Source organism: Spirosoma knui, assembly GCF_054780635.1.
In genome coordinates this window covers 40,350-60,306 of the sequence record NZ_BAAGVY010000007.1, presented here as the reverse complement: position 1 = coordinate 60,306, position 19,957 = coordinate 40,350, and the positions used below count along the sequence as shown (strand labels likewise).

17 protein-coding genes are annotated in these 19,957 nt (G+C 49.6%); 2 read left to right on the top strand and 15 right to left on the bottom strand.

Going from position 1 to position 19,957, the window contains the following annotated elements:
- Window positions 1-31: 31 nt before the first annotated feature.
- The 15 genes from plsY to ACYVIY_RS15535 all read right to left on the bottom strand — a co-directional run bounded on the left by plsY (window position 32) and on the right by ACYVIY_RS15535 (window position 17,509).
- On the bottom strand, window positions 32-688 hold the full coding sequence (gene plsY / locus ACYVIY_RS15605; protein ID WP_460977301.1) for a glycerol-3-phosphate 1-O-acyltransferase PlsY: 657 nt from the start codon (window positions 686-688) through the stop codon (window positions 32-34).
- Between the two features lie 161 nt (window positions 689-849).
- A complete protein-coding gene (locus ACYVIY_RS15600) occupies window positions 850-2,130 on the bottom strand; it encodes a M16 family metallopeptidase (RefSeq protein WP_460977300.1) in 1,281 nt (426 codons plus the stop codon).
- A gap of 99 nt (window positions 2,131-2,229) precedes the next feature.
- Window positions 2,230-3,438 carry a type IX secretion system outer membrane channel protein PorV gene (porV, locus tag ACYVIY_RS15595; RefSeq protein WP_460977299.1) on the bottom strand — a complete coding sequence of 403 codons (1,209 nt, stop codon included), beginning with the start codon at window positions 3,436-3,438 and terminating at the stop codon, window positions 2,230-2,232.
- Window positions 3,439-3,552: 114 nt separating this feature from the next.
- Complete coding sequence (gene porU, locus ACYVIY_RS15590; RefSeq protein WP_460977298.1) at window positions 3,553-7,014, bottom strand: type IX secretion system sortase PorU; 3,462 nt, start codon at window positions 7,012-7,014, stop codon at window positions 3,553-3,555.
- Window positions 6,992-7,600, bottom strand: a complete 609-nt coding sequence (locus tag ACYVIY_RS15585) for a sprT domain-containing protein (protein ID WP_460977297.1) — start codon at window positions 7,598-7,600, stop codon at window positions 6,992-6,994. The genes porU and ACYVIY_RS15585 overlap by 23 nt, the downstream gene beginning before the upstream one ends.
- 63 nt (window positions 7,601-7,663) lie before the next feature.
- On the bottom strand, window positions 7,664-7,861 hold the full coding sequence (locus tag ACYVIY_RS15580; RefSeq protein WP_460977296.1) for a hypothetical protein: 198 nt from the start codon (window positions 7,859-7,861) through the stop codon (window positions 7,664-7,666).
- Between the two features lie 129 nt (window positions 7,862-7,990).
- On the bottom strand, window positions 7,991-8,503 hold the full coding sequence (locus ACYVIY_RS15575) for a GtrA family protein (protein ID WP_460977295.1): 513 nt from the start codon (window positions 8,501-8,503) through the stop codon (window positions 7,991-7,993).
- 117 nt (window positions 8,504-8,620) lie between these two features.
- Complete coding sequence (locus ACYVIY_RS15570; RefSeq protein WP_460977294.1) at window positions 8,621-10,027, bottom strand: NADH-quinone oxidoreductase subunit N; 1,407 nt, start codon at window positions 10,025-10,027, stop codon at window positions 8,621-8,623.
- 89 nt (window positions 10,028-10,116) lie between these two features.
- Window positions 10,117-11,595, bottom strand: a complete 1,479-nt coding sequence (locus tag ACYVIY_RS15565; RefSeq protein WP_460977293.1) for a complex I subunit 4 family protein — start codon at window positions 11,593-11,595, stop codon at window positions 10,117-10,119.
- 24 nt (window positions 11,596-11,619) lie between these two features.
- Complete coding sequence (gene nuoL / locus ACYVIY_RS15560; protein ID WP_460977292.1) at window positions 11,620-13,548, bottom strand: NADH-quinone oxidoreductase subunit L; 1,929 nt, start codon at window positions 13,546-13,548, stop codon at window positions 11,620-11,622.
- 81 nt (window positions 13,549-13,629) lie between these two features.
- Entirely contained in the window at window positions 13,630-13,974 is a 345-nt protein-coding gene (gene nuoK, locus ACYVIY_RS15555; protein ID WP_020597411.1) for an NADH-quinone oxidoreductase subunit NuoK, read from the bottom strand.
- Between the two features lie 143 nt (window positions 13,975-14,117).
- The gene (locus tag ACYVIY_RS15550; protein WP_460977291.1) at window positions 14,118-14,939 is read right to left on the bottom strand and encodes an exonuclease domain-containing protein; all 822 of its coding nucleotides are present in this window, start codon (window positions 14,937-14,939) and stop codon (window positions 14,118-14,120) included.
- A 268-nt stretch (window positions 14,940-15,207) separates the two neighbouring features.
- Window positions 15,208-15,600: an ExbD/TolR family protein gene (locus ACYVIY_RS15545; RefSeq protein WP_460977290.1), complete on the bottom strand. Its 393-nt coding sequence runs from the start codon at window positions 15,598-15,600 to the stop codon at window positions 15,208-15,210.
- 85 nt (window positions 15,601-15,685) lie between these two features.
- Entirely contained in the window at window positions 15,686-16,399 is a 714-nt protein-coding gene (locus ACYVIY_RS15540) for a MotA/TolQ/ExbB proton channel family protein (RefSeq protein ID WP_460977289.1), read from the bottom strand.
- Between the two features lie 138 nt (window positions 16,400-16,537).
- Entirely contained in the window at window positions 16,538-17,509 is a 972-nt protein-coding gene (locus ACYVIY_RS15535) for a zinc-dependent alcohol dehydrogenase family protein (protein ID WP_460977288.1), read from the bottom strand.
- Between the two features lie 159 nt (window positions 17,510-17,668).
- Here ACYVIY_RS15535 and ACYVIY_RS15530 point away from each other — a divergent pair, with 159 nt between their 5' ends.
- Window positions 17,669-18,394 carry an MIP/aquaporin family protein gene (locus ACYVIY_RS15530; protein ID WP_460977287.1) on the top strand — a complete coding sequence of 242 codons (726 nt, stop codon included), beginning with the start codon at window positions 17,669-17,671 and terminating at the stop codon, window positions 18,392-18,394.
- 52 nt (window positions 18,395-18,446) lie between these two features.
- On the top strand, window positions 18,447-19,949 hold the full coding sequence (glpK, locus tag ACYVIY_RS15525) for a glycerol kinase GlpK (RefSeq protein WP_460977286.1): 1,503 nt from the start codon (window positions 18,447-18,449) through the stop codon (window positions 19,947-19,949).
- Window positions 19,950-19,957: the final 8 nt, after the last annotated feature.

The window sequence follows — 19,957 nt, the reverse complement described above, 5'->3', positions numbered from 1 at the left end:
GGCGTCGAACCTGTATTCAAAACCAGGTTTATTATTCTTCGCGCTTCTTACGCAGTCGGATTAGTATCGTACGGTTTTCCTGACCCCGAAGCAGACGGCCAATATTTTTCTGGTGAGTAAGCACAACCATCAAAAAGATAACGAAGCCAAAAACAATCAGTAATGGGCTCTCTTTTTGACCAAAAACCTGCAACAGCAGCAATACGGGAAAGGCTAAAGCGGCCATGATCGACCCCAGTGATACGTACTGTGACGCAATAACAACCAGCAGAAAAATGCCGATGCAAAGCGCAGCCATCTCCGGATGAATCGCCAGAATCATGCCCAGCAGCGAAGCAACTCCTTTGCCGCCTTTAAATTTGGCAAACACAGGATACAAGTGTCCAATTACAGCCACCAGACCAAAAATGATCTTAAACGTTAAAATCTCATTGACCGTAATCACATCGGCATACCACAGCAGCGACGACAGAATAGCGGCCGTATAGCCTTTCAGCACATCAACCAGCATGACGACCGTACCGGCACGTTTGCCTAACACACGAAATGTGTTGGTAGCTCCGGCATTGCCGCTGCCATAATTACGAATATCTATACCAAAGAAACCTTGACCATACCAAACTGCCGTAGGGATAGAGCCCAGCAAGTAAGCCGCTATCGTAGTAATGCTAATCAGAAGGATATTCATCAATAAGAATTAACTAATCGGTTTTGGATAAAGAAGGATACCGGCTATAGCTACCCGGTATGTGAAGCCAATGTGAACTCAAAATTAGCTTTTTGTCATGAATAAGCCAATTTCTATACTCTAGTAAACAAATTGACTAGTAAATAAATTTCAAAATGGTCCTATTTTCCTCCAACGACGACTTCCTGTAAATGATCCAGCGCAAGGTAGCGCGTAGCGGTTTCCAGTACGTCGTCCGCCGTAACCGACCGTAGTTTCTGAATGTACGTAGTGAGGAAATTAGCGGGCAATCCATCGAATAAGATTACTTTATAGCGATCCGCTATTTCGAATGGGGTATTCAATGAACCCACAAATTCGCCCGCCATGTAATTTTTAACGGTTTGCAGTTCATCGTCAGACACCGGCTCGGTTTGCAGAATACGAATTTCCTTATAAATCTCGTCAAGCGTTTGCTGGGTATTTTCCTTATTAACATCGGTTCCAATCAGGAAATAGCCATCCCGCCGGAACGAGGGAATGTTCGACGAAATACCGTAGGTGAATCCTTTTTCTTCCCGAATGTTCTTCATCAGTCTGGACCCGAAATAGCCTCCCAGCACCTCATTTGTCACGAGCATCTTGAAAAAATCCGGGTGAGCGCGGGTGAACAGTCGCCGACCCAGGCGAATAGACGATTGTATGCTATTAGCTTTTTCGGTCAGCACCGGCGTATGGTCACTAACGATTTCGAACGATTCGGAAATTGGCAGTGGATCAGTACGTAGCGTGAGCTTTCCCAGCACACCGTTGATAAGGGCGATTTCGGTCTCGCCCGCTTCACCGGCCAGGATCAACTGGAAGGGCCGATTGCGGATGACCGACTCGTAGAACTGGACAACATCAGCACGAGTCAACTGTTCAATGGCTTCGGGACGCTGACTTCGGCCGTATGGGTGTTTGTTTCCAAATAATTTTTCGCGAAACAGAACCCCGGCCAGGTACGCATTTTTTTCGTAGTTGACCCGCAGGTTCTGAAGGGTGATGTTCCGTAGGTCGTCTAATTCTTTTTGAGGAAAGGTCGGTTCAGTTAGCAGTTCGCGTAAAACCGGTAACACCTCCGGAAGAAACTTAGTCAGGCAATACACGACCAGGCTAGCCCGATCAGGCCCGCTGCTCAACTCCAGAAACGCCCCGTATCGATCAAAATATTCACTAATCTGTGCCGAAGAGCGTTTACTTGTCCCTTCAGCCAGCATCTTGATCGCGAAGAAAGCACTGTTAGGCTGTTGTTCGTGCCACGTTCCGGCTTCGAAAACGCACTCAAGTCGTAGCACGGGCTGCTGCGCAACCGCAATCAGATGCAGTGGAATGCCATTGGTTAACTGATGCGTCTGAACCGCCGGAAGCCGTACTTCCTGAATTGCCTGAAATGTTGGAGACTGGGTTCTGTCGAGTGTCATTGAAAACAGGAGCGTATACGTAACAAACTAGCGGTTGGAAGGCCAAGAGACCTTAATAGGCCTTTTAACCTCCCAACCGCTAGTTTGTCGGGTCAATATCTAGTTAGAATCGTCGTTACTCAGCGCTTCTTCATCACCGAATACCTGACTGCCTTTGTTAAAATTGATCAATAATGAAATACGGAAGGTATTTGCCAGCGGGTTACCTTGTTTTATAGGCACCAGGTACGAAAAGTCAACCCCAAAACGCTGTTGCAGGCGCAGGCCAAGCCCCGTAGTAACGTATTTACGGCCGCCTTTGTCGTTTGATTCGTTGAAGTAGCCAACGCGGGCCGCGAACTGATCGTTATACCAGTACTCAATACCGGTAGAAACCGTAAATTCTTTTAACTCTTCGCTAAAACCACCGGGTGCATCAGCAAACGAACCAAACACAGCGCTGAAATAATCTTTATTGGCATTCACGTTCGTTGGCTTTCCGTTCACCATTTGAATGTCCGGCGTCGGCACCATCAGCTTATTTACATCAACCACAAAGTTGATTTTATTATACTGGTCCGTGAAGAATGTTAGGTTCGTTCCTAAACGCAGGTTTGTTGGAATGTAGTACCGCTCAAGGCCGCCGTAATTGATTCGTCCGCCCAGATTAGACAGCATCCCACCGAAAGCAAGACCAAAGCCTTTACCTGTTGCATTATCACGCGTTTCGTTGCGGTAATACGCACTGATATCAGCAGCTGCTGTTGCTCCCGGTTTCAACGCGGGGTTAGGACTACCAGCGGCCAGGTTGGAATTCAGATATTTTAAATCAACGCCCAACGAAAAATTCTGCGATAGGCGCTGCACAAACGAAGCCGTGATGGCATACTCGCGGGAGTTGAACGTACCGGCGGCTACTCCCGTTGCCGTTGTGAAGTCGACTGTTCCCAGATCAAAATAAAGTAGTGAACCACCGATAACCGAATTTTTACCAACCTTCGAATAACCGCTTAGATACGTATAATACATATCTCCAATCAGATCACGCAGCCAGGGCGTATACGAGATTGCCGCGCCTTTGTCCTGCTTGGCGAAGACAAGCTTCGACGGATTCCAGAAGATAGCGTTTGCATCGGCATCACCCAAGGCTACCCCTGCTTCGCCCAAAGCACCAGAGCGGGCGTCAGGCGTAAAATTGAGAAAAGGAACTGATGAAGTGGGAACCCGTAACACCTGCCCATTAAGAGCTGTAAGTGAAGTTTGAGCGGAAACGACGAGGGGAAGAAAACTAATTACGCCGAGAAGAACACGGAAAAAATTGCGCTTCATACAAAGAGTGTTGGTGACGACAGCAACAAGTTGAGGTGGAAATAGCGGTCGTGTGTGGTCAAAATTACGATGAATCGTTGGATTAGAAAAAATAGGTTAATTAAAGGTGATAAATCATTTCGTCAAGACGATTCGTCCGCTGCCATTTGCCACTGACCCATCAACGGTGGAGCGCACCTGAATTGTCATAATGTACAGTCCATTTGGTAACGGCTGTCCGGCATCCGATACGCCCTGCCAGGTTCCGACGCTTATCGTTGACGGGCAATCTGAGCACTGCCCGACCCGCTGACTATATTGCCTGCCGCTGAGATCATAAATACCCATTGTCCAGTCGAGAGGCTCCCCGGAACGATTTAGCTCAGCGGTTAGGGTAGCTTCGGCCTGTATTGGATTCGGACTACTTGTCAGCGCCCGCACCGTCAGGGCCGGTCGTTCAGAAACTCTTATGGTCAACGCCCCTTCTGTTGAATTATTGTTAATGTCCCAGGCTTTGACTCGAATCTGATACGTTCCCGGCACCATGTCCCGAAACGTATAAATGACATTTCCCTGCCGTCCATCCGTTCCGTCAGCTACATACGTTTCATTCAGAACTATTGGTTGCTGGTTATCCAATTGGGCCGTCAGTTCATGACCTAGTCCCGAGCGGGCAATATTTATGCCTTTGTTATCACTCAATCTCACTTGCAAGGTTACGTCCGGCCCCGCCACGCGCACTGTCTCGTTTTCCTGAACTCCGTCTTTTACGGAAAGCGTAACGACAGGAGGTTGGTTGTCAACACTATCAGCAAAAACGCTGCCACCAATCAGCAAGCTATCGTAGCTACCCGCGGCTTCCAGCAAACTATCGGCTCGTACAGCATACGCGTAGAGTTTACCGCGCCCGATTGAGTAATTAATATCTTTGGGAACCGTGAACCGAATCGAAAAGCGTCCCTGTTGCACAGACGTCTGACCAATGAAAATTGGACTGGTATAAGCCTGGTAGCTCATTTTAGGACTAGTCGCTTCAGCGCCCAACGTAGTCTGTACCGTTGCTTTGTCGTACAGCACGAGCCGGATTGTACCCGTAAAATCAGCCAGGCGTTGTTGCTCCTGTTGGATTTCACCGCTCAGTTCAACCGATTGTAGAGCACGTAACGTATCAGAACGATCCGCTGAAATAGCAAGGCCATTTATGCGGGTGAGCTTTGCTTCGGCCTGTGGATACGCTAACCTCATGGATGGGTCACCGAGCAGCGCAAAGTTGCGGTTCACAGGTCCGCTTAAACTGTTGTTTTTGGTAATTCGCATTACGTCACCCAACCTCGGCATTTCACCGTTAATTGGGGTGAACACCGCCTTATAAAAGGCCTCGTTCAATAGCAGATTCGTATTGGCGTACACAGGGCGCGTAGTGGTTAGTAAACCAATTGCTCCGCCCGTTCGGCTTATTAATGCTAACTCCGCTCCTGAACTTACTGAGGGGTCGTCGTATCGCCCAAACTGACACGTAGCCGTCACGAATAACGGTAACCGTCGGTTTTTCCAGGATAGAATGTCCTGCAACGTAACGACCTGCTCATCGGCCAGGTCCAGAATACCGCCATGACCACTATAATTGATAATCAACCGTCCTTCGGCAAAAGCTCGGTTAATGGTTTGGTTGACAAGGGGAGCTTTCTGACCGTTGGTTGTATTTTCCTGAACGTAACTATCTATAAATATGCGCTCCGGCTTGTAGGCAGGCGATTGAGTTTCGATGGCGGTGGCGAGTTGATCCGCGTCGCGTTGGTGAATGTTATAATCGCCATCATCGGCAACGAGCATAACCCTAGTTTGCCACTCGCCCGACAAGCTCCGGTCGGAACTGTACCGAATCAATTTATCGACTACTGTACGAGCCTCGTCAACGGATTTAACCGGCAAACGCCCGACTCCAATATCCATTCGTTTGTCACCCGTTGTCGTTTCAAGCCACTCTCCTTCAGCTTCATCCATAAAGCCAAAATAATCATCTGACGAGTAGCTTAGCACCGGATGAAGTGACTCTCGGCTTTCGTATACCGGAACCATATTCGCCTGTTGGGATGGGGTAATCAGCTTTGCTATATTCCGATAATCGAACGTAGCATCGCCGAACAATAGCAGGTATTTGAGCTTTCCCGCTTGTTGTTGATAAAAATAGCGGGCCGCATCACGAATAGCCGTCGGGTCGGGCTGACCTGAGCTAAACTCATTATAAATCTGCTGTGTCGTAGCTACCAACACAGTGAGTTTGTCAGACTCGCGTCGAAAGGCGGCCAGTCGCTCCGCCTGATCCTGCCAGGCAGCAGGTGTTATGATCAACAAATCAGGCGCTGACTGACCACGCACATTCTGGTTGGCAAACGTAACGGCAGAGGCTGGACTCAACAACTGGGCATCAGTAAACAGAAAATAGTCGCCGGATGTAGCCGACGCCCAACCCGCTTCCTGGCTAGCCGAGCGTACATACGCCTGATTCACGGGTGCCAGCGGATTTGCTACGTCCCAGATACGCAGGTTTGCGGTTGACTGCTGAACAGCATATTGGCCAGGCATTAACCTTCGCACCCAGGTTGGTTGATTATACTGCCGAAGTTCGCGTCGTGCCTGGATTGCCAGAAAGTTTAGGTATCCCTGTGCTGAAAACTGTCCATTTTTTTGAAATGTCAGTTGAAGTTGGACGGGGCTGGTTGTTACCGTAGGCACGATAGAAAACGTGTCGGTACGGGCAAGACCCTGGTAATCGTACTCGTAACCTGACACCGACGACATGGCCATTGAGCCAACCAACTGGTCATTCAGCCGCACCCGAAACTGCGTCGGCACCGTTGCGCCTGCTACTACTGATGCCGTCAATCGAACCGGAGCGCCCGCCCGCAGTCCCCGCATGTCAAGCGGAATGGTTAGCGTTGTATCCGTTGTCAAATATTCGCCTAGCCACTCCCGACCCGAACGCACACTGGGCAACTTTAACAAATCGTTTTCGTGAAACTGATAATCGTCAAACGACGTAACAGTCGGCGTATTTGATAAGGTACCAGCCTCTCGATCGGCAATACGTAATCCGGGCGACGTACCGATCGTTAAAAAGTAATACGTAGTATCCGAATAGGGGTTGATCTGATGCGTAAACCGCCGGTTGAGCGAGTCGTAGCGAATGGTATGCGGGCTTTGCCCGAAAAAAAGCACCGCATCGCCCAAATCAAAGCGCCCATCGGCTTCACCACTCACCTGAATTGCATTTTCGAGAAGATCACCGGGACGCTGTACTGCATTGAGCTGAGGCAAAACCGCCCCTCCATTTCCATACAAACGCAGTCGACGAGGATCAGCCGTAGCAAACGCTGGGTGCAGGCGGATAAGCTGCGCCTGATCGATTCGATATACGCCCGAAGTCGTAACCCCAATTTTGACCCAGACACCTTCTTTCAGCACCGATTGCGCGTTGAGCGGACTATGAGTCAGAAATGAGTAACAAATCAGGGCAAATAACCAGAGTGCTTTCTGTCCGCTCGGTATAAGCCTTTGCAGCTGTACTCTATCTCTATTGTTGCTCCACCCAAGCATGAGCTAAAATTGCGTATGACTTACCCGACGATACTTCTTTACAAACGACACAAGTCCGGCGTAACGTACCGCGCACATACGTCTTTTTGGCAAATTTGAAGGAATTACCTTCGGGCACATCTCGTAACAACACACGGGTGGTTTCATCAGGCTGCCGAATTTCCGGGTCGGCTCTTCTCAACGCCATCATCAATGCCGGATTCGCGTAGGTTGTCGCTGCGGGATCAGCCAGGTAGTTCACCAGCGGCAGGAGAATGTCCGAAGGAAAGACAGCTGTGGTCAGCAGCGGCTGCATCAACCGCTGAAACGCAACTTTCCAGGCTCGCCCGTGCGGCTGTACCCGTCGCTGGCTCCGCCGATTGACGTCCGCATGGGCAACTTCATGGACATACGTAATGAGAAACGCGTATGGATTCAAATCGGCATTAACGGTGATTTGTGTCAGACCGCCGGGCAAAGCGCGGAAATCGCCCAGCCGGGTTCGACGCGGCTTTACTACCCGAAAATTGAATGAATAGTGTTGCCAGAGCTGTCGACAGTACGCTGCCGAAGCTTCAGGAACATGTTGAGCAAAAACGTCAGCCAAGGTTATAAAACAAAAAAGCCTTATAAAAATAAGGCTTTTTTGTAATTCTATTGCGAGCGGAGCTTACTTAGCGCTGTCGGTAGCCATGGTAGCGGCTGTATCAGTCGACATCGTTGCCGACGAATCCATTGCCATCGTGGTGGTGTCCGTCATCATAGTAGCCGTCGAATCCGTGCCTGCTTCTTCAGTTTTAGGCTTTGTCTGACAAGCTGCGAACGTCAGCATGCTGCCAACGAACAATAAAGCGAATACTTTTTTCATTACCCTATAGTGGTGTTTTAGGTTTACTCTGCAAATATACCCTTTTCCGGAAAAATGCAAAAAAGAACGCCTAAGGCACTTGCTAACGTACTGTATCTCTCTGAAAAATACTAATTGATGTACTCACTTCTAGAGCTGTTCTTCGCTTTGTTTGGAGGAGCGAGACCGAATCTTATCGTATACCCCGGTGCTGCGGAACGTCAGTAATTTATGCCCGAAGTAGTTGGCCATAAAGCTGGCTCCCATGCCGACTACGTGAGATCCTTTTTCACGCCAAAGCTGCTTAACCGATGGGAATATAGGATTGGCAACCCATTCCAATGTGTATTTGGCTACGTAGACCTGGACAAGTAAAGCCACTAAGGCGATACCCAGAAATTTAACGGCCTCGCGACCCGTGTTTCCCGTTTTTCCAGCCGAAAACGCATATCGCTTTGTTGGAATGAATGTTAAAACAGTAGCGGTTAAGTAGCCGCAGAAAACACTCGTATCGAAATCGAGGTCAATGTATTGGCGATAGAAGATTTGACTAACAAAGTTTATTGAAGCCCCCAACAACGCTGTTAAGAAGAACGAGAAGAAGTCCTTAAATTCTTTCTGTTTCGGTTGTTGAATACTGCTCACGTCCACTCTCTCACTCAAATAATATTGTTGACTACTTCCTTCGTTCGCTATTATTAAAAGTCAAAAGTACAAAGCCTCATTTAAATACGCCGTATTGTGTGACTTTAACTGATAAAACGGGCAACTAGATAATTCTTAGAAAAGTCCTTGCAACAGCCCAGGCGCGATACCAAGCCCTAACGTCAGAATAGTTGCGGCTACCAATACGTACCGATAAAAGGGGGCCACCTGAATTGGCTCGGTAGCACCATCCCGGAAATACATCGCTATAATGACCCGGAAATAATAATAAATCCCCACGGCTGACATCAACACAGCAATGACCAGTAACCAAATTTGTCCGCGCTCAACCGCGGTTGAGAACATGTAAAATTTACCCCAGAAACCAGCGGTTAACGGAATGCCAGCCAGCGACAACATAGAAACGGCCATGGCAAAACCCAGCAGTGGATTCTGGCGCGCCAGCCCATTAAATGCATCAAAGCTTTCGGCGGTTGTGCCGCTACTCGACAAGGTTTGTGTGTTCCGTTGCTGAGCAACGAGCAACAGAACTCCAAAGGCGGAGATCGTAGCCACCGAATAAGCCAGTGAATAAAAAACGATTGCCTGTTTAGTTTGGGTACCTAACGCAGCCAGACCTATTAGCAGATAACCCGCGTGAGAAATGCTGGAGTACGCCATCATGCGCTTAAAGCTATTCTGATAAACGGCAGTGATGTTACCCGCCACGAGCGTAATGGCAGTGATAATCGCCAGGATTGTCCACCAGAATGTATATACGCCCCCAAACGATATCGACAGTAAGCGAAAAAGAGCCGCAAAACCAGCCGTTTTGACTACGGTGGACATGAAAGCGGTAAAGATCGTCGGAGCTCCGTCGTATACGTCCGGCGTCCAGAAGTGGAAAGGTGCTGCAGATACTTTAAAGAGTAAACCGATCAGGAGCAACAACAAACCAACGTACAGCAATAACGATAACCCCGCCTGTGGATTAACGGCGTATGAAGCAATACCAGCAAGTGTAAACGAACCGGTTATTCCGTACAACAGGGCCATACCAAAGAGCATAATACCCGTTGTAAAGGAACCCATCAGGAAGTATTTCAGAGCCGCTTCATTGGAACGCAGATTCCGCTTATCGCTGCCTGTCAATACGTACATGGCAACAGACAAGATTTCGACACCAACGAACAGCATAATCAGGTTCTCGTATCCCACCATCATGACTGCACCGACCAGCGAGAACATCATAAGACCGTAATACTCAGCAGGCTGCGCAGCATCGTCCTCAATTAATGTATTCGATAAGGCAACTACCATAAACGCAGACCCCAGGACAATAGCGGTGAACACCATTGCCAGGTTATCGGTCCGCAGCATGCCGTTGAAATACAGGTATGTCTTATTCCAATCCAGGAAATTAACGGCTAACGTAATTAAGAGGAATAGTAATGTTGCAGGTAGCAGTACAGCCTTTGACTTCATAAAGCCAAGGAATAGCAGTACAATACCAAAAACCGATAACAGAACGATGGGAAGCATGCTTTGTTTGTTTGTCTGTTTGGTGGTTTAATCCGCCCGGTTGGTCGTTGATTACGAATCCATCAACCCGGCAGCTAAACAGTCGAACTTTATTTCATAGACACCTCTGTAGTCCCGACGTATTTCATCAGGCTGGCCACAGCGGGTTTAGTTACTTCAAGAAATGTGTGTGGGTAAACACCCATCCAAAATACCATAATTACAAGCGGTACAAAGACCCAGCTTTCGGAGCTTGTCAGATCGGCGAACGTATTGGGGCGTGATGAAGTCGGTCCGAACATGCTTTTCTGGAACATCCGAAGCATGTAGACCGCACCGAATATAATCGTGAATCCAGCCGCTAAGCCAAGATAATGGTTGTAGGTAAAGACGCCGTGTAGCAGCAGAAACTCACCCACAAAACCGTTCGTTAGTGGAAGGGCCACGCTACCCAGCAGCATAATCATGAAATAAACGGTCAGTTTTGGCGTAGTACGGGTGATGCCGCCGAGTTGATCCAACTGTCGGGTATTGGTCCGCGAGAAAATTACATCGGCTACGAAAAACATACCGACTACGTTGATCCCGTGTGCCAGCATCTGCACTAATGCGCCCTGCATGCCGGTTTCGGTCTGCGAAAACACACCGGCTGCCATTAACCCAACGTGCGAGAACGACGAGTACGCAATCAGCCGCTTCATATCGCGCTGACGAATGGCAATTATTGAACCGTACACAATACCGATAACGGATAAAACAATGGCCGTGTGGCCCCAGGCTTCTACGCCCAATGGCACAATCGGCATAATGAACCGAATCAGGCCATATACGCCCATTTTGAGCATAATACCCGCCAGGAGCATCGTTGCTGGCGTTGGCGATTCGACGTACGTATCGGGTTGCCAGGTATGGAATGGAAACACCGGCATTTTGATCGCAAACGCAATAAAGAACGCCCAGAAGACCCATCCCTGCGCTTCGGGTGTCAGTTTTAGCTTGTAGAAATCTGCAATGGCTGCCGAATGAGGAGCCCCGGCAATAGCTGGTGTTTGGTAGTATAAATACACCAGCGCTACCAGCATAAAGAGACTTCCGAAGATCGTGTAAACGAAAAACTTGAAGGTTACCGGAATGCGGTTCTCCCCGCCCCACATAGCCGCTAAAAAGTAAATGGGGATGAGCGCAGCTTCAAAAAACAAGTAAAATAGGAATCCATCCCGAGCCGTGAAGACGCCCATCAGGGCAGCCTGCATAAACAAGATCAAGGCATAGAACGTACTGGGCCGCTCGTAGCTGCGGTTGAAGGTCGATAGTATAATGAAGGGAACGAGCAGCCCCGTCAGTAACACAAGTAGTAGACTGATCCCATCGATACCCGCGCTGAACCGAATACCCAGCGAACCGATCCAGGCGTAATCGAACCCAAACTGGGAGGTTGCATCGGGGGTGAATGTTGTAAACGTATATATAGCAAGCGCCAGTTCAACTAAGGCAGCCCCGAAGGCTATTTGCTTTACGGTCTCGCCTTTGGTCACTAACAGCAACGTGGCAGCCAGGGCGGGAAAAAAGAGTAACGCTAGAGTAAGCATATTCGTAATTCAAATGCCGGTAGGTCAGAAACGAACAAAGAAACGTAATGCGAAAATGACCGCAATACTTAACACCATGGCGAAGACGTAGAAACCAATTGACCCGTTCTGGAGCAGTCGCAGTTGCGCGGAACTTTGGCGAACGAGCCAGGCAATCCCGTTCACAACGCCATCGACGAGCCCTTCGCCAAAGCTGTATAAGGCATCGCCCAGACCACGAATAGGCCGAACGATGATCGTATCGTACAGTTCGTCGACGTAATACTTATTGTAAATAACCTGCTCGGGCAATGACCGCTCAGCCGTTTCCGGCGCGGGTACTGCCCGACGGCTCACGTACATTACGTAGGCAAGACCGAACGCCAGCAGGGCAACGCCCGCCGAAACGGCCATCAGAATGTATTCGGTGCTGTGTTCGATTGTCGATTCAGCGAACGCTTCCGGATTCACTTGGCGGGACCCTTCAAAAAGCGGAGCCATGAAATCACCTAACCAACCCGAACCCGGCAGATTCAACGCACCACCAACGGCCGACAAAACCGCCAGGAATAAGAGTGGTGCGGTCATTGTCGCGGGTGACTCATGAAGATGATGCTTTTGCTCATCCGTACCCCGGAACTCACCGAAGAACGTCAGGAACAGCAGCCGGAACATGTAGAAGGAAGTCAGTCCTGAGCCCAGCACACCTAAAGCCCATAAAACTTTGCTGTGCGCAAATACATGCGCCAGAATTTCATCTTTCGAGAAGAAGCCAGCCAGCGGAGGAATACCCGAAATTGCCCACGTACCGATCAGGAAGGTCCAGAACGTAACCGGCAGGTATTTCCGGAGTCCACCCATTTTGCGAATATCCTGTTCGTCGGACATGGCGTGAATCACGCTACCAGCACCTAGGAACAGTAATGCTTTAAAAAACGCGTGGGTAACAACGTGGAACATTCCGGCCGTGTACGCCGTGGCGCTCAAACCGAGGAACATATATCCCAGTTGTGAAACTGTCGAATACGCCAGTACTTTTTTGATGTCGTTCTGTAGTAAGCCGATCGAAGCAGCTAAAAGCGCCGTAGCAATGGCAATACCACCGATAATTTCTAACGTTAACGGAGACAGCGTATACAGGACATTCGAACGAACGACCATGTAAATACCAGCCGTCACCATCGTTGCTGCGTGAATCAGGGCTGACACGGGCGTTGGGCCAGCCATCGCGTCGGGAAGCCAGGTGTAGAGCGGAATCTGCGCCGATTTACCTATTGCTCCTACGAACAACAGCATCGTGATTATAAACACCGTCTCATCGCCCATCGTCAGGCTGGTCGCCTGCTTAAAAATGTCTACGTATTCAACGGTACCGAACGTATTGATCAGCATGAATATACCGAGCAGAAAGCCTAAATCACCGATACGGTTCATCACGAAGGCTTTACGAGCGGCATTGTTGTAATTCGTGTTTGTATTCCAGAAGCCAATGAGCAGGTACGAACACAGACCAACGCCCTCCCAGCCAATAAACATGATGACGTAGTTAGACCCCATCACCAGCAGCAACATAAAGAACACGAACAGATTCAGGAACGCCATGAACTTACCGAATCCCTCATCGTGACTCATGTAGCCGATACTGTACAGGTGAATCAGTGACCCAACACCCGTAACGACCAATAGCATAATCAGGCTAAGCTGGTCAATCTGAAACGAGAAGTTGATGTGCAGATCCCCAACGCTAATCCAGTCGAAAAGGGTAACGACGAGCGGAGCGGTACTGCCAGTCTGGTGTTCGTTGCCAATAAACGCTCCGAATAAGAAAGCCGACGTAAGGAATGAAGCCAGTACAGCTACTGTTGCAATGCCCCCAGCCAGCCCTTTTGGTACATGTCGGAAGCCAATACCGTTGATGATAAAACCAATCAGCGGAAAAAGCGGAATTAACGCACAGAGTAATTCTGGTTGCATTGATACTGAGTGAATGAGTGAAAGGGCGAATGAGTGAATAGCACGGTTAATAGCACCGCATCGCTACCACTCAACCGTACATTACCATTTTAATTTATTTAATAAGCCCACATCAATTGAGCGTGTGTTGCGGTAAATCATCACAATAATGGCCAGCCCAACCGATACCTCGGCGGCAGCAACAGCCATGATAAAAAAGACAAACACCTGACCGGCAGAATCCGAGCGGTAAGAAGAAAAGGCAATTAGCAGCAGATTAACCGCATTGAGCATAAGCTCAATGGACATAAAGATGATAATTGCATTGCGCCGGGTTAGTACGCCAATAATGCCGATAACGAATAATGCGGTACTAAGAATCAGGTAGTACGTAAGCGGTATTTGCTGAATGACTTCCGGAATGAGGACGTCCTGCGTGGGTTGCATGGCTTGCCGGTTAATAGAAAGTGCCGCAAATGTACAGATTATTCGGTATTGGTGGAAAGAGTATGTTGTGAAGTGAGCTGAGTAAGTGCAGTGTGCATTGACAATGAACCAGTTATCTATAGTCTACTAACTTCACAACTTTTTTACTTTCGTCCATTTGCGCTTGTGAGCATACGCAGCCGAATTTCAGTCAGCCTGCGTTTTGTGTCGAGAGTGAACTCACCTTTTTGTATCCAGTCGTAGAAAGAAGGTTCTTTTTTGAGCACATCCAACACAGGCAGCCCTTTATGCTTGCCAAAATTGAACACTTCCTCGCCTTTGTCATTGATAATCATGCGTCCGGCAAGGTCTACGTTTTTCGTAGCCGTCAGACTGTGGAGCATCTCTACGTCATTTTCAAACACTACGTCCTGCCCACTGTCGGTTTTGGCGATCCGACCCAGATAACGCTGCACCTGGGCATTGAGCACTTCGAGACTGGCGATTGTATCAGCTTCGGCTCCGTGGGCACCAATCAATTCTTTGTCGCAGTAAAATCGATAGGCAGCCGAGAGATTTCGCGGTTCCATGAGGTGAAAGATCCGTTGAGCATCAACCATACGTCGATTCTTTAAATCGAAATCGATGTTAGCCCGCAGGAATTCTTCAACTAGCAGCGGTACGTCGAACCGATTAGAGTTGAACCCCGCCAAATCGCAGCCTTCCAGAAACTGGGCTAATGTCCGGGCAACGGATTTAAACGGAGGAGCATCTTTTACGTCCTCATCGTATATACCGTGAATCATACTCGATTCGAGCGGAATCGGCATGCCGGGGTGAACACGTTGCGTTTTGCTAACAACTTCACCGCCGGGCAGGGCCTTAACGATGCAGATGTCAATAATACGGTCTTTGGCAACATTGATGCCGGTCGTTTCGAGGTCGAAAAACGCCAGCGGCTTTTTGAGTACAAGTTGATGCGTCATAACCAAACCGGGTTTCGCGCGGTAAGGCTACAAAGGTAAACACGTTTCAGCGGTTTTATTATGGGGTACGTCACCCTCTGCAATTCCTGACCCTTAATTATTTTCTGTTGCTTACGTCTTCACTCCATTTATACGTACGTCACAAACGGTTTACCCGTTCAAACGCTAAGTAGGCAGTTTTCCAGAAATAAGCTAACAGCGTTCACTACATAGTGCATAAAAAAGGCTCGTGATCACGAGCCTTTTTTATAATGCTGATGATTACGACTTACTTAGACGTAGCCATGACCATCTTGATATTCAGTTTGGCACCAGTCTGTAGTACGTCGACCAGGTCCTGTACCGTCAGCGATTTATCGAACCGTACCACAACCGTTGGCTCATCAATACCGGCCATTACGGTTTTCAACTCGGTTTCCAGATCAGCCGGATCGACGGGTTTTTTATCGATATAATACTGCTTCTTGTCGTCTACGGACAAGGTTACCTGCTTCTTACTCAACTGCTGCGAAGAAGCCGCTTTTGGTAGTAAGAGCTTGATGACGTTCGGGTTTGCTACGGTCGAGATAATCAGGAAGAACAACAGCAGGAAAAACATGATGTCGTTCAGCGAAGACGTCGCTACCTCGGCCGCAAATTTATTTTTTCTTCTGAGCTTCATAAGAAAGTCATTGACTGCTATCGGTGGTCATTTACCGTAGATGTCATTGCTTTAAAGACGAACAATGACCACTTCATAGCCAGATTTACCGCATCCGTGCTGGTTCGTTCGTGGGCTTCTGAAGGACTTCAATAAACTCGTACGCGTTTACTTCCAATGCCAGCGTAAACCGCTCGATCATCATATTCAGCAGGTGATAGCCGGTATAGGCGATTACCCCTGTAATCAGACCAGCTCCCGACGTAATCATTTTTTCGTATAGACCACCGGCGATAATGCCGACGCTGATGTTGTCCGATAAGGAAATGTCGTAGAATATGCGAATGATTCCCGAAATGGTACCGATGAACCCTAACATGGGGGCGATACCGGCTATAATACCCAGGTAGCCCATATTCCGCTCCAGCCGGGATAATTCAATCTGGCCAACCGTCTCGACGGTGCTTTCAATCTCTTTGATGGGCGATCCGATCCGGCCGATTGCTTTCTCGAAAACGCGCCCCATGGCCGTACGCTGGTTCTTTGCGAAGGATTCGGCCGACTTGATATTGCCCTGCGCGACCATATCCCGGATGTTGTCGATGAAGTTCGCATCCGATTTTGTCTGCGAACGGATCACGAAGAACCGCTCGAAAATCAAGTAGAGCGCTGAGAAGAATAAAAACGCGATGGGGATCATTACCCAACCGCCTTTAGCCACCAGATCAAACAATTGCAGACTTTGAGGCTGAGCAGCCGCTGAAGTGGCCGACAGCGATGCGGCCGTGGTATCGGTGGCCGGAACCTGAAGCAAGAGCATATAAACCAATGGGTAAGTGGATGACGGTAAACCAGCAGTGTTTTGGAACAAACGTGCTGATTAAACCTGATATTGTTGTCAAAGATAAGGAAGCTGCCAGAAAACGAAAGAGAAACTTAGGCTATGTCTGTTAGTCCATCAGGGCTTCACCAGAATCTTTCCCCAGCGTCCGGGCCGATCAGCGTGCTCAACGGCTTCTGCAATCTGATCGAGGGAATACGTCGCTTCGACGGGTAACTGAATTGTTCCGGAAGCCAGTAAGCTGATCACATTCTGCGCTACGTCCTGACGCGTCTGACTATCCACCCGGCGCATCCAGTCGGTTAACCAGAATCCTTTCACCGTCAGCTCCCGAAAGATGAGCAAACCAGCATTTATGGATGGGTCCTGTAGGCTCAGCAGTCCGTAAATGAGCATGGTTCCTCCCCGGCTCAGGCATTTCAGGGCTTCGGTAGCAGTATGTCCGCCCACGGCATCAAGCACACACGTAACGCCATTGCCACCGGTAATCTGTTTGACTCTGGCGCTTAAATTCTCGGTTTCCGTATTGATTACCTCCGTTAACCCCAGTGCTTTCAACTCATCATTCAGATCATCCCGACGTACCGTACCGATGGTGTTTATACCCCGCATCTTGCACAGTTGGACAACCAGTTTGCCAAAGGCCGAACCCGCAGCCGTAACCAGAAGCCAGCCCCCTTCCTGTACGCCCGACTCCTGCACCATTGCATAGGCGGTGAAGGGATTGACAAATAGTTGGGCCGCCACCTCATCGGACATGGCATCGGGTACGGGTATAAGGCTTCGCTGGTGCGCAATGGCATACTCCGACCACGTACCAATGCTCGTAAAGCTTACCCGCATACCGGTACGCATCTGAACGCCTTCACCCAACGCATCCACGACTCCTACCCCTTCAAAACCAGCTCCCGACGGAAACTGAGGCCGAATACCGTAGAGGTTTTGCACGAACATAATGTCGGATGGGTTGATCGGGCTGGCAATCACCTTCACGCGAACCTCATTGGGTCCCGGTTCAGGCGTGGGTATCTCCTTAGCTTGCAGAATAGAAGCCGGTTTGCCCGCCTGTTCAAATACGATGCTTTTCATAACCAATGCGAATTGTGGTTGTATACGTGTCAAAAATATGACTTAATTCGCACAAACTATTCCTAAACCCTGAACTGGGTAGATGTGCAGGAGTTGGTGATCCTCTGTTATGAACTAAGATTCATCAACTACAATGCGCTATCTATCAAAATTTTACAAATGCAAACATCTCCTTTTCTTGGCGAGCTTATCGGTACGATGGTTCTGCTTTTACTAGGCAATGGCGTAGTAGCCAATGTCGTTCTCAAACAGACCAAAGGTGAATCGGCCGGATGGATTGTCATTACCGCGGGTTGGGCGTTCGCCGTAACCATGGGCGTCTTCGTGGCGAAAGCGTTTGGTAGTACCGACGCCCACCTAAATCCGGCCGTTACGGTTGCGTTCGCCATAGCCACGAATGACTTCAGCCATATTTTCCCCTACATTGCCGCTCAACTGATCGGGGCTTTTCTGGGGGCAACGCTCGTATGGCTGCATTATCTGCCGCATTGGGCAGCTACGCCAGACCCTGGAGCTAAACTAGCCTGTTTTGCAACCGGCCCCGCTATCCGCAATTCCGGCGCAAACTTCCTCAGCGAAACATTCGCAACCATCGTACTCATACTGGGCTTAGCAGGTATTTCGTCTAAAAATCTGGGCGAGCTCGCCATCGGCGTAGGTCCTTACTTGGTGGGCATTCTGGTGTGGAGCATCGGCCTATCGCTTGGCGGCACAACGGGCTACGCCATCAGCCCAGCCCGCGATTTTAGTCCTCGCTTAGCGCATGCCCTGCTTCCTATACCCAACAAAGGTTCGTCCGATTGGGGATACGCCTGGGTTCCGGTTGTAGGTCCAATCGTCGGAGCCGCCATCGGTGGGTTTCTGATCCGGTGGTTTGCGTTATAACTGTTTTAGATATTCACGAAAGTTGCACTAGTCAACTACTACGACTATTCCCATGCCCACCTACGTAGCGGCCATTGATCAAGGTACCACGAGTACGCGTTGCATTGTATTTGACCGGCAGGGTCAGATTGTTTCATTGGCTCAAAAAGAGCATAAGCAGATTTATCCGCAGCCCGGCTGGGTTGAACACGATCCAGAAGAGATTTGGCGGAATACCCTCGAAGTAATTGCCCTGGCCCGGATCAAAGCCAAGCTGTCGGCGCAGGATGTTGCGGCTATCGGCATTACCAACCAACGCGAAACCACCGTGGTCTGGAATCGTCGGACGGGCAAATCGTATTACAACGCCATCGTCTGGCAGGATATGCGTACCGCTGACCTGGTTACGCAGTTTTCGGCCGGAGAAGGTGGACAGGATCGGTTTCGCGAGCAAACCGGATTGCCACTTGCTACGTATTTCAGCGGCCTGAAGTTGAAGTGGCTGCTGGACAACGTACCGGGTTTACGGGAAGATGCCGAGCGGGGCGACGCGCTCTTCGGGAATATGGACACGTTTGTGGTCTGGAACCTGACCGGAGGGGTGAACGGCGGCTTACACCTGACCGACGTAACGAATGCGAGCCGTACCCAACTTATGAATCTGAAGACGTTAAGCTGGGACGATTCACTGCTTGACGACTTTACCGTACCGCGTGCTATGTTGCCCCAGATTCGGCCAAGCAGCGAAGTCTACGGTACGGTTTCGTCCGAAGTGTTACCCGGCGTTCCAATCGCAGGTATTCTGGGAGATCAGCAAGCGGCATTAGTTGGCCAAACTTGCTACGAGCCGGGACAGGCTAAAAATACGTATGGTACGGGTTGTTTTCTGCTGATGAACACAGGCACGGAATTACGTCCGTCTACCTGTGGTTTGCTCACAACCGTAGCGTATCAGTTTCAGAACGAGCCAGTGCATTACGCCCTCGAAGGGAGCGTAGCCATTACGGGTGCGCTTGTGCAGTGGTTGCGTGATAACCTTGGCATCATCAAGAAAAGTACGGACATTGAACCATTGGCCCGCTCGGTCGATGATAACGGGGGCGCTTATTTTGTACCGGCCTTTTCGGGGCTGTACGCGCCCCACTGGAAAGCTGACGCCCGGGGTGTTATTGCGGGGCTAACGCGTTTCGTGAACAAAGGGCATCTGGCCCGCGCCGTACTGGAGGCCACGGCCTACCAGACCGTGGATGTTGTTCGGGCTATGGAGCAAGATGCGGGCGTATCACTAAAGTCGTTACGTGTCGATGGCGGTATGGTGGTAAACTCGCTACTCATGCAGTTCCAGGCCGACGTATTGAATGGTCCCGTTATTTGCCCCCGCATGACAGAAACCACGGCACTGGGAGCCGCTTATGCCGCCGGTCTCGCCGTTGGCTACTGGCAAAATCTGGATGACTTACGTCAAAACTGGGGGATTGCCCATACGTACGAATCGAATATGGACGAAACTCAGCGGACCCGCCTGATGCGCGGCTGGCAAAAAGCCATTGAACGATCGTTTGGCTGGGAAGATTAACGCACGAA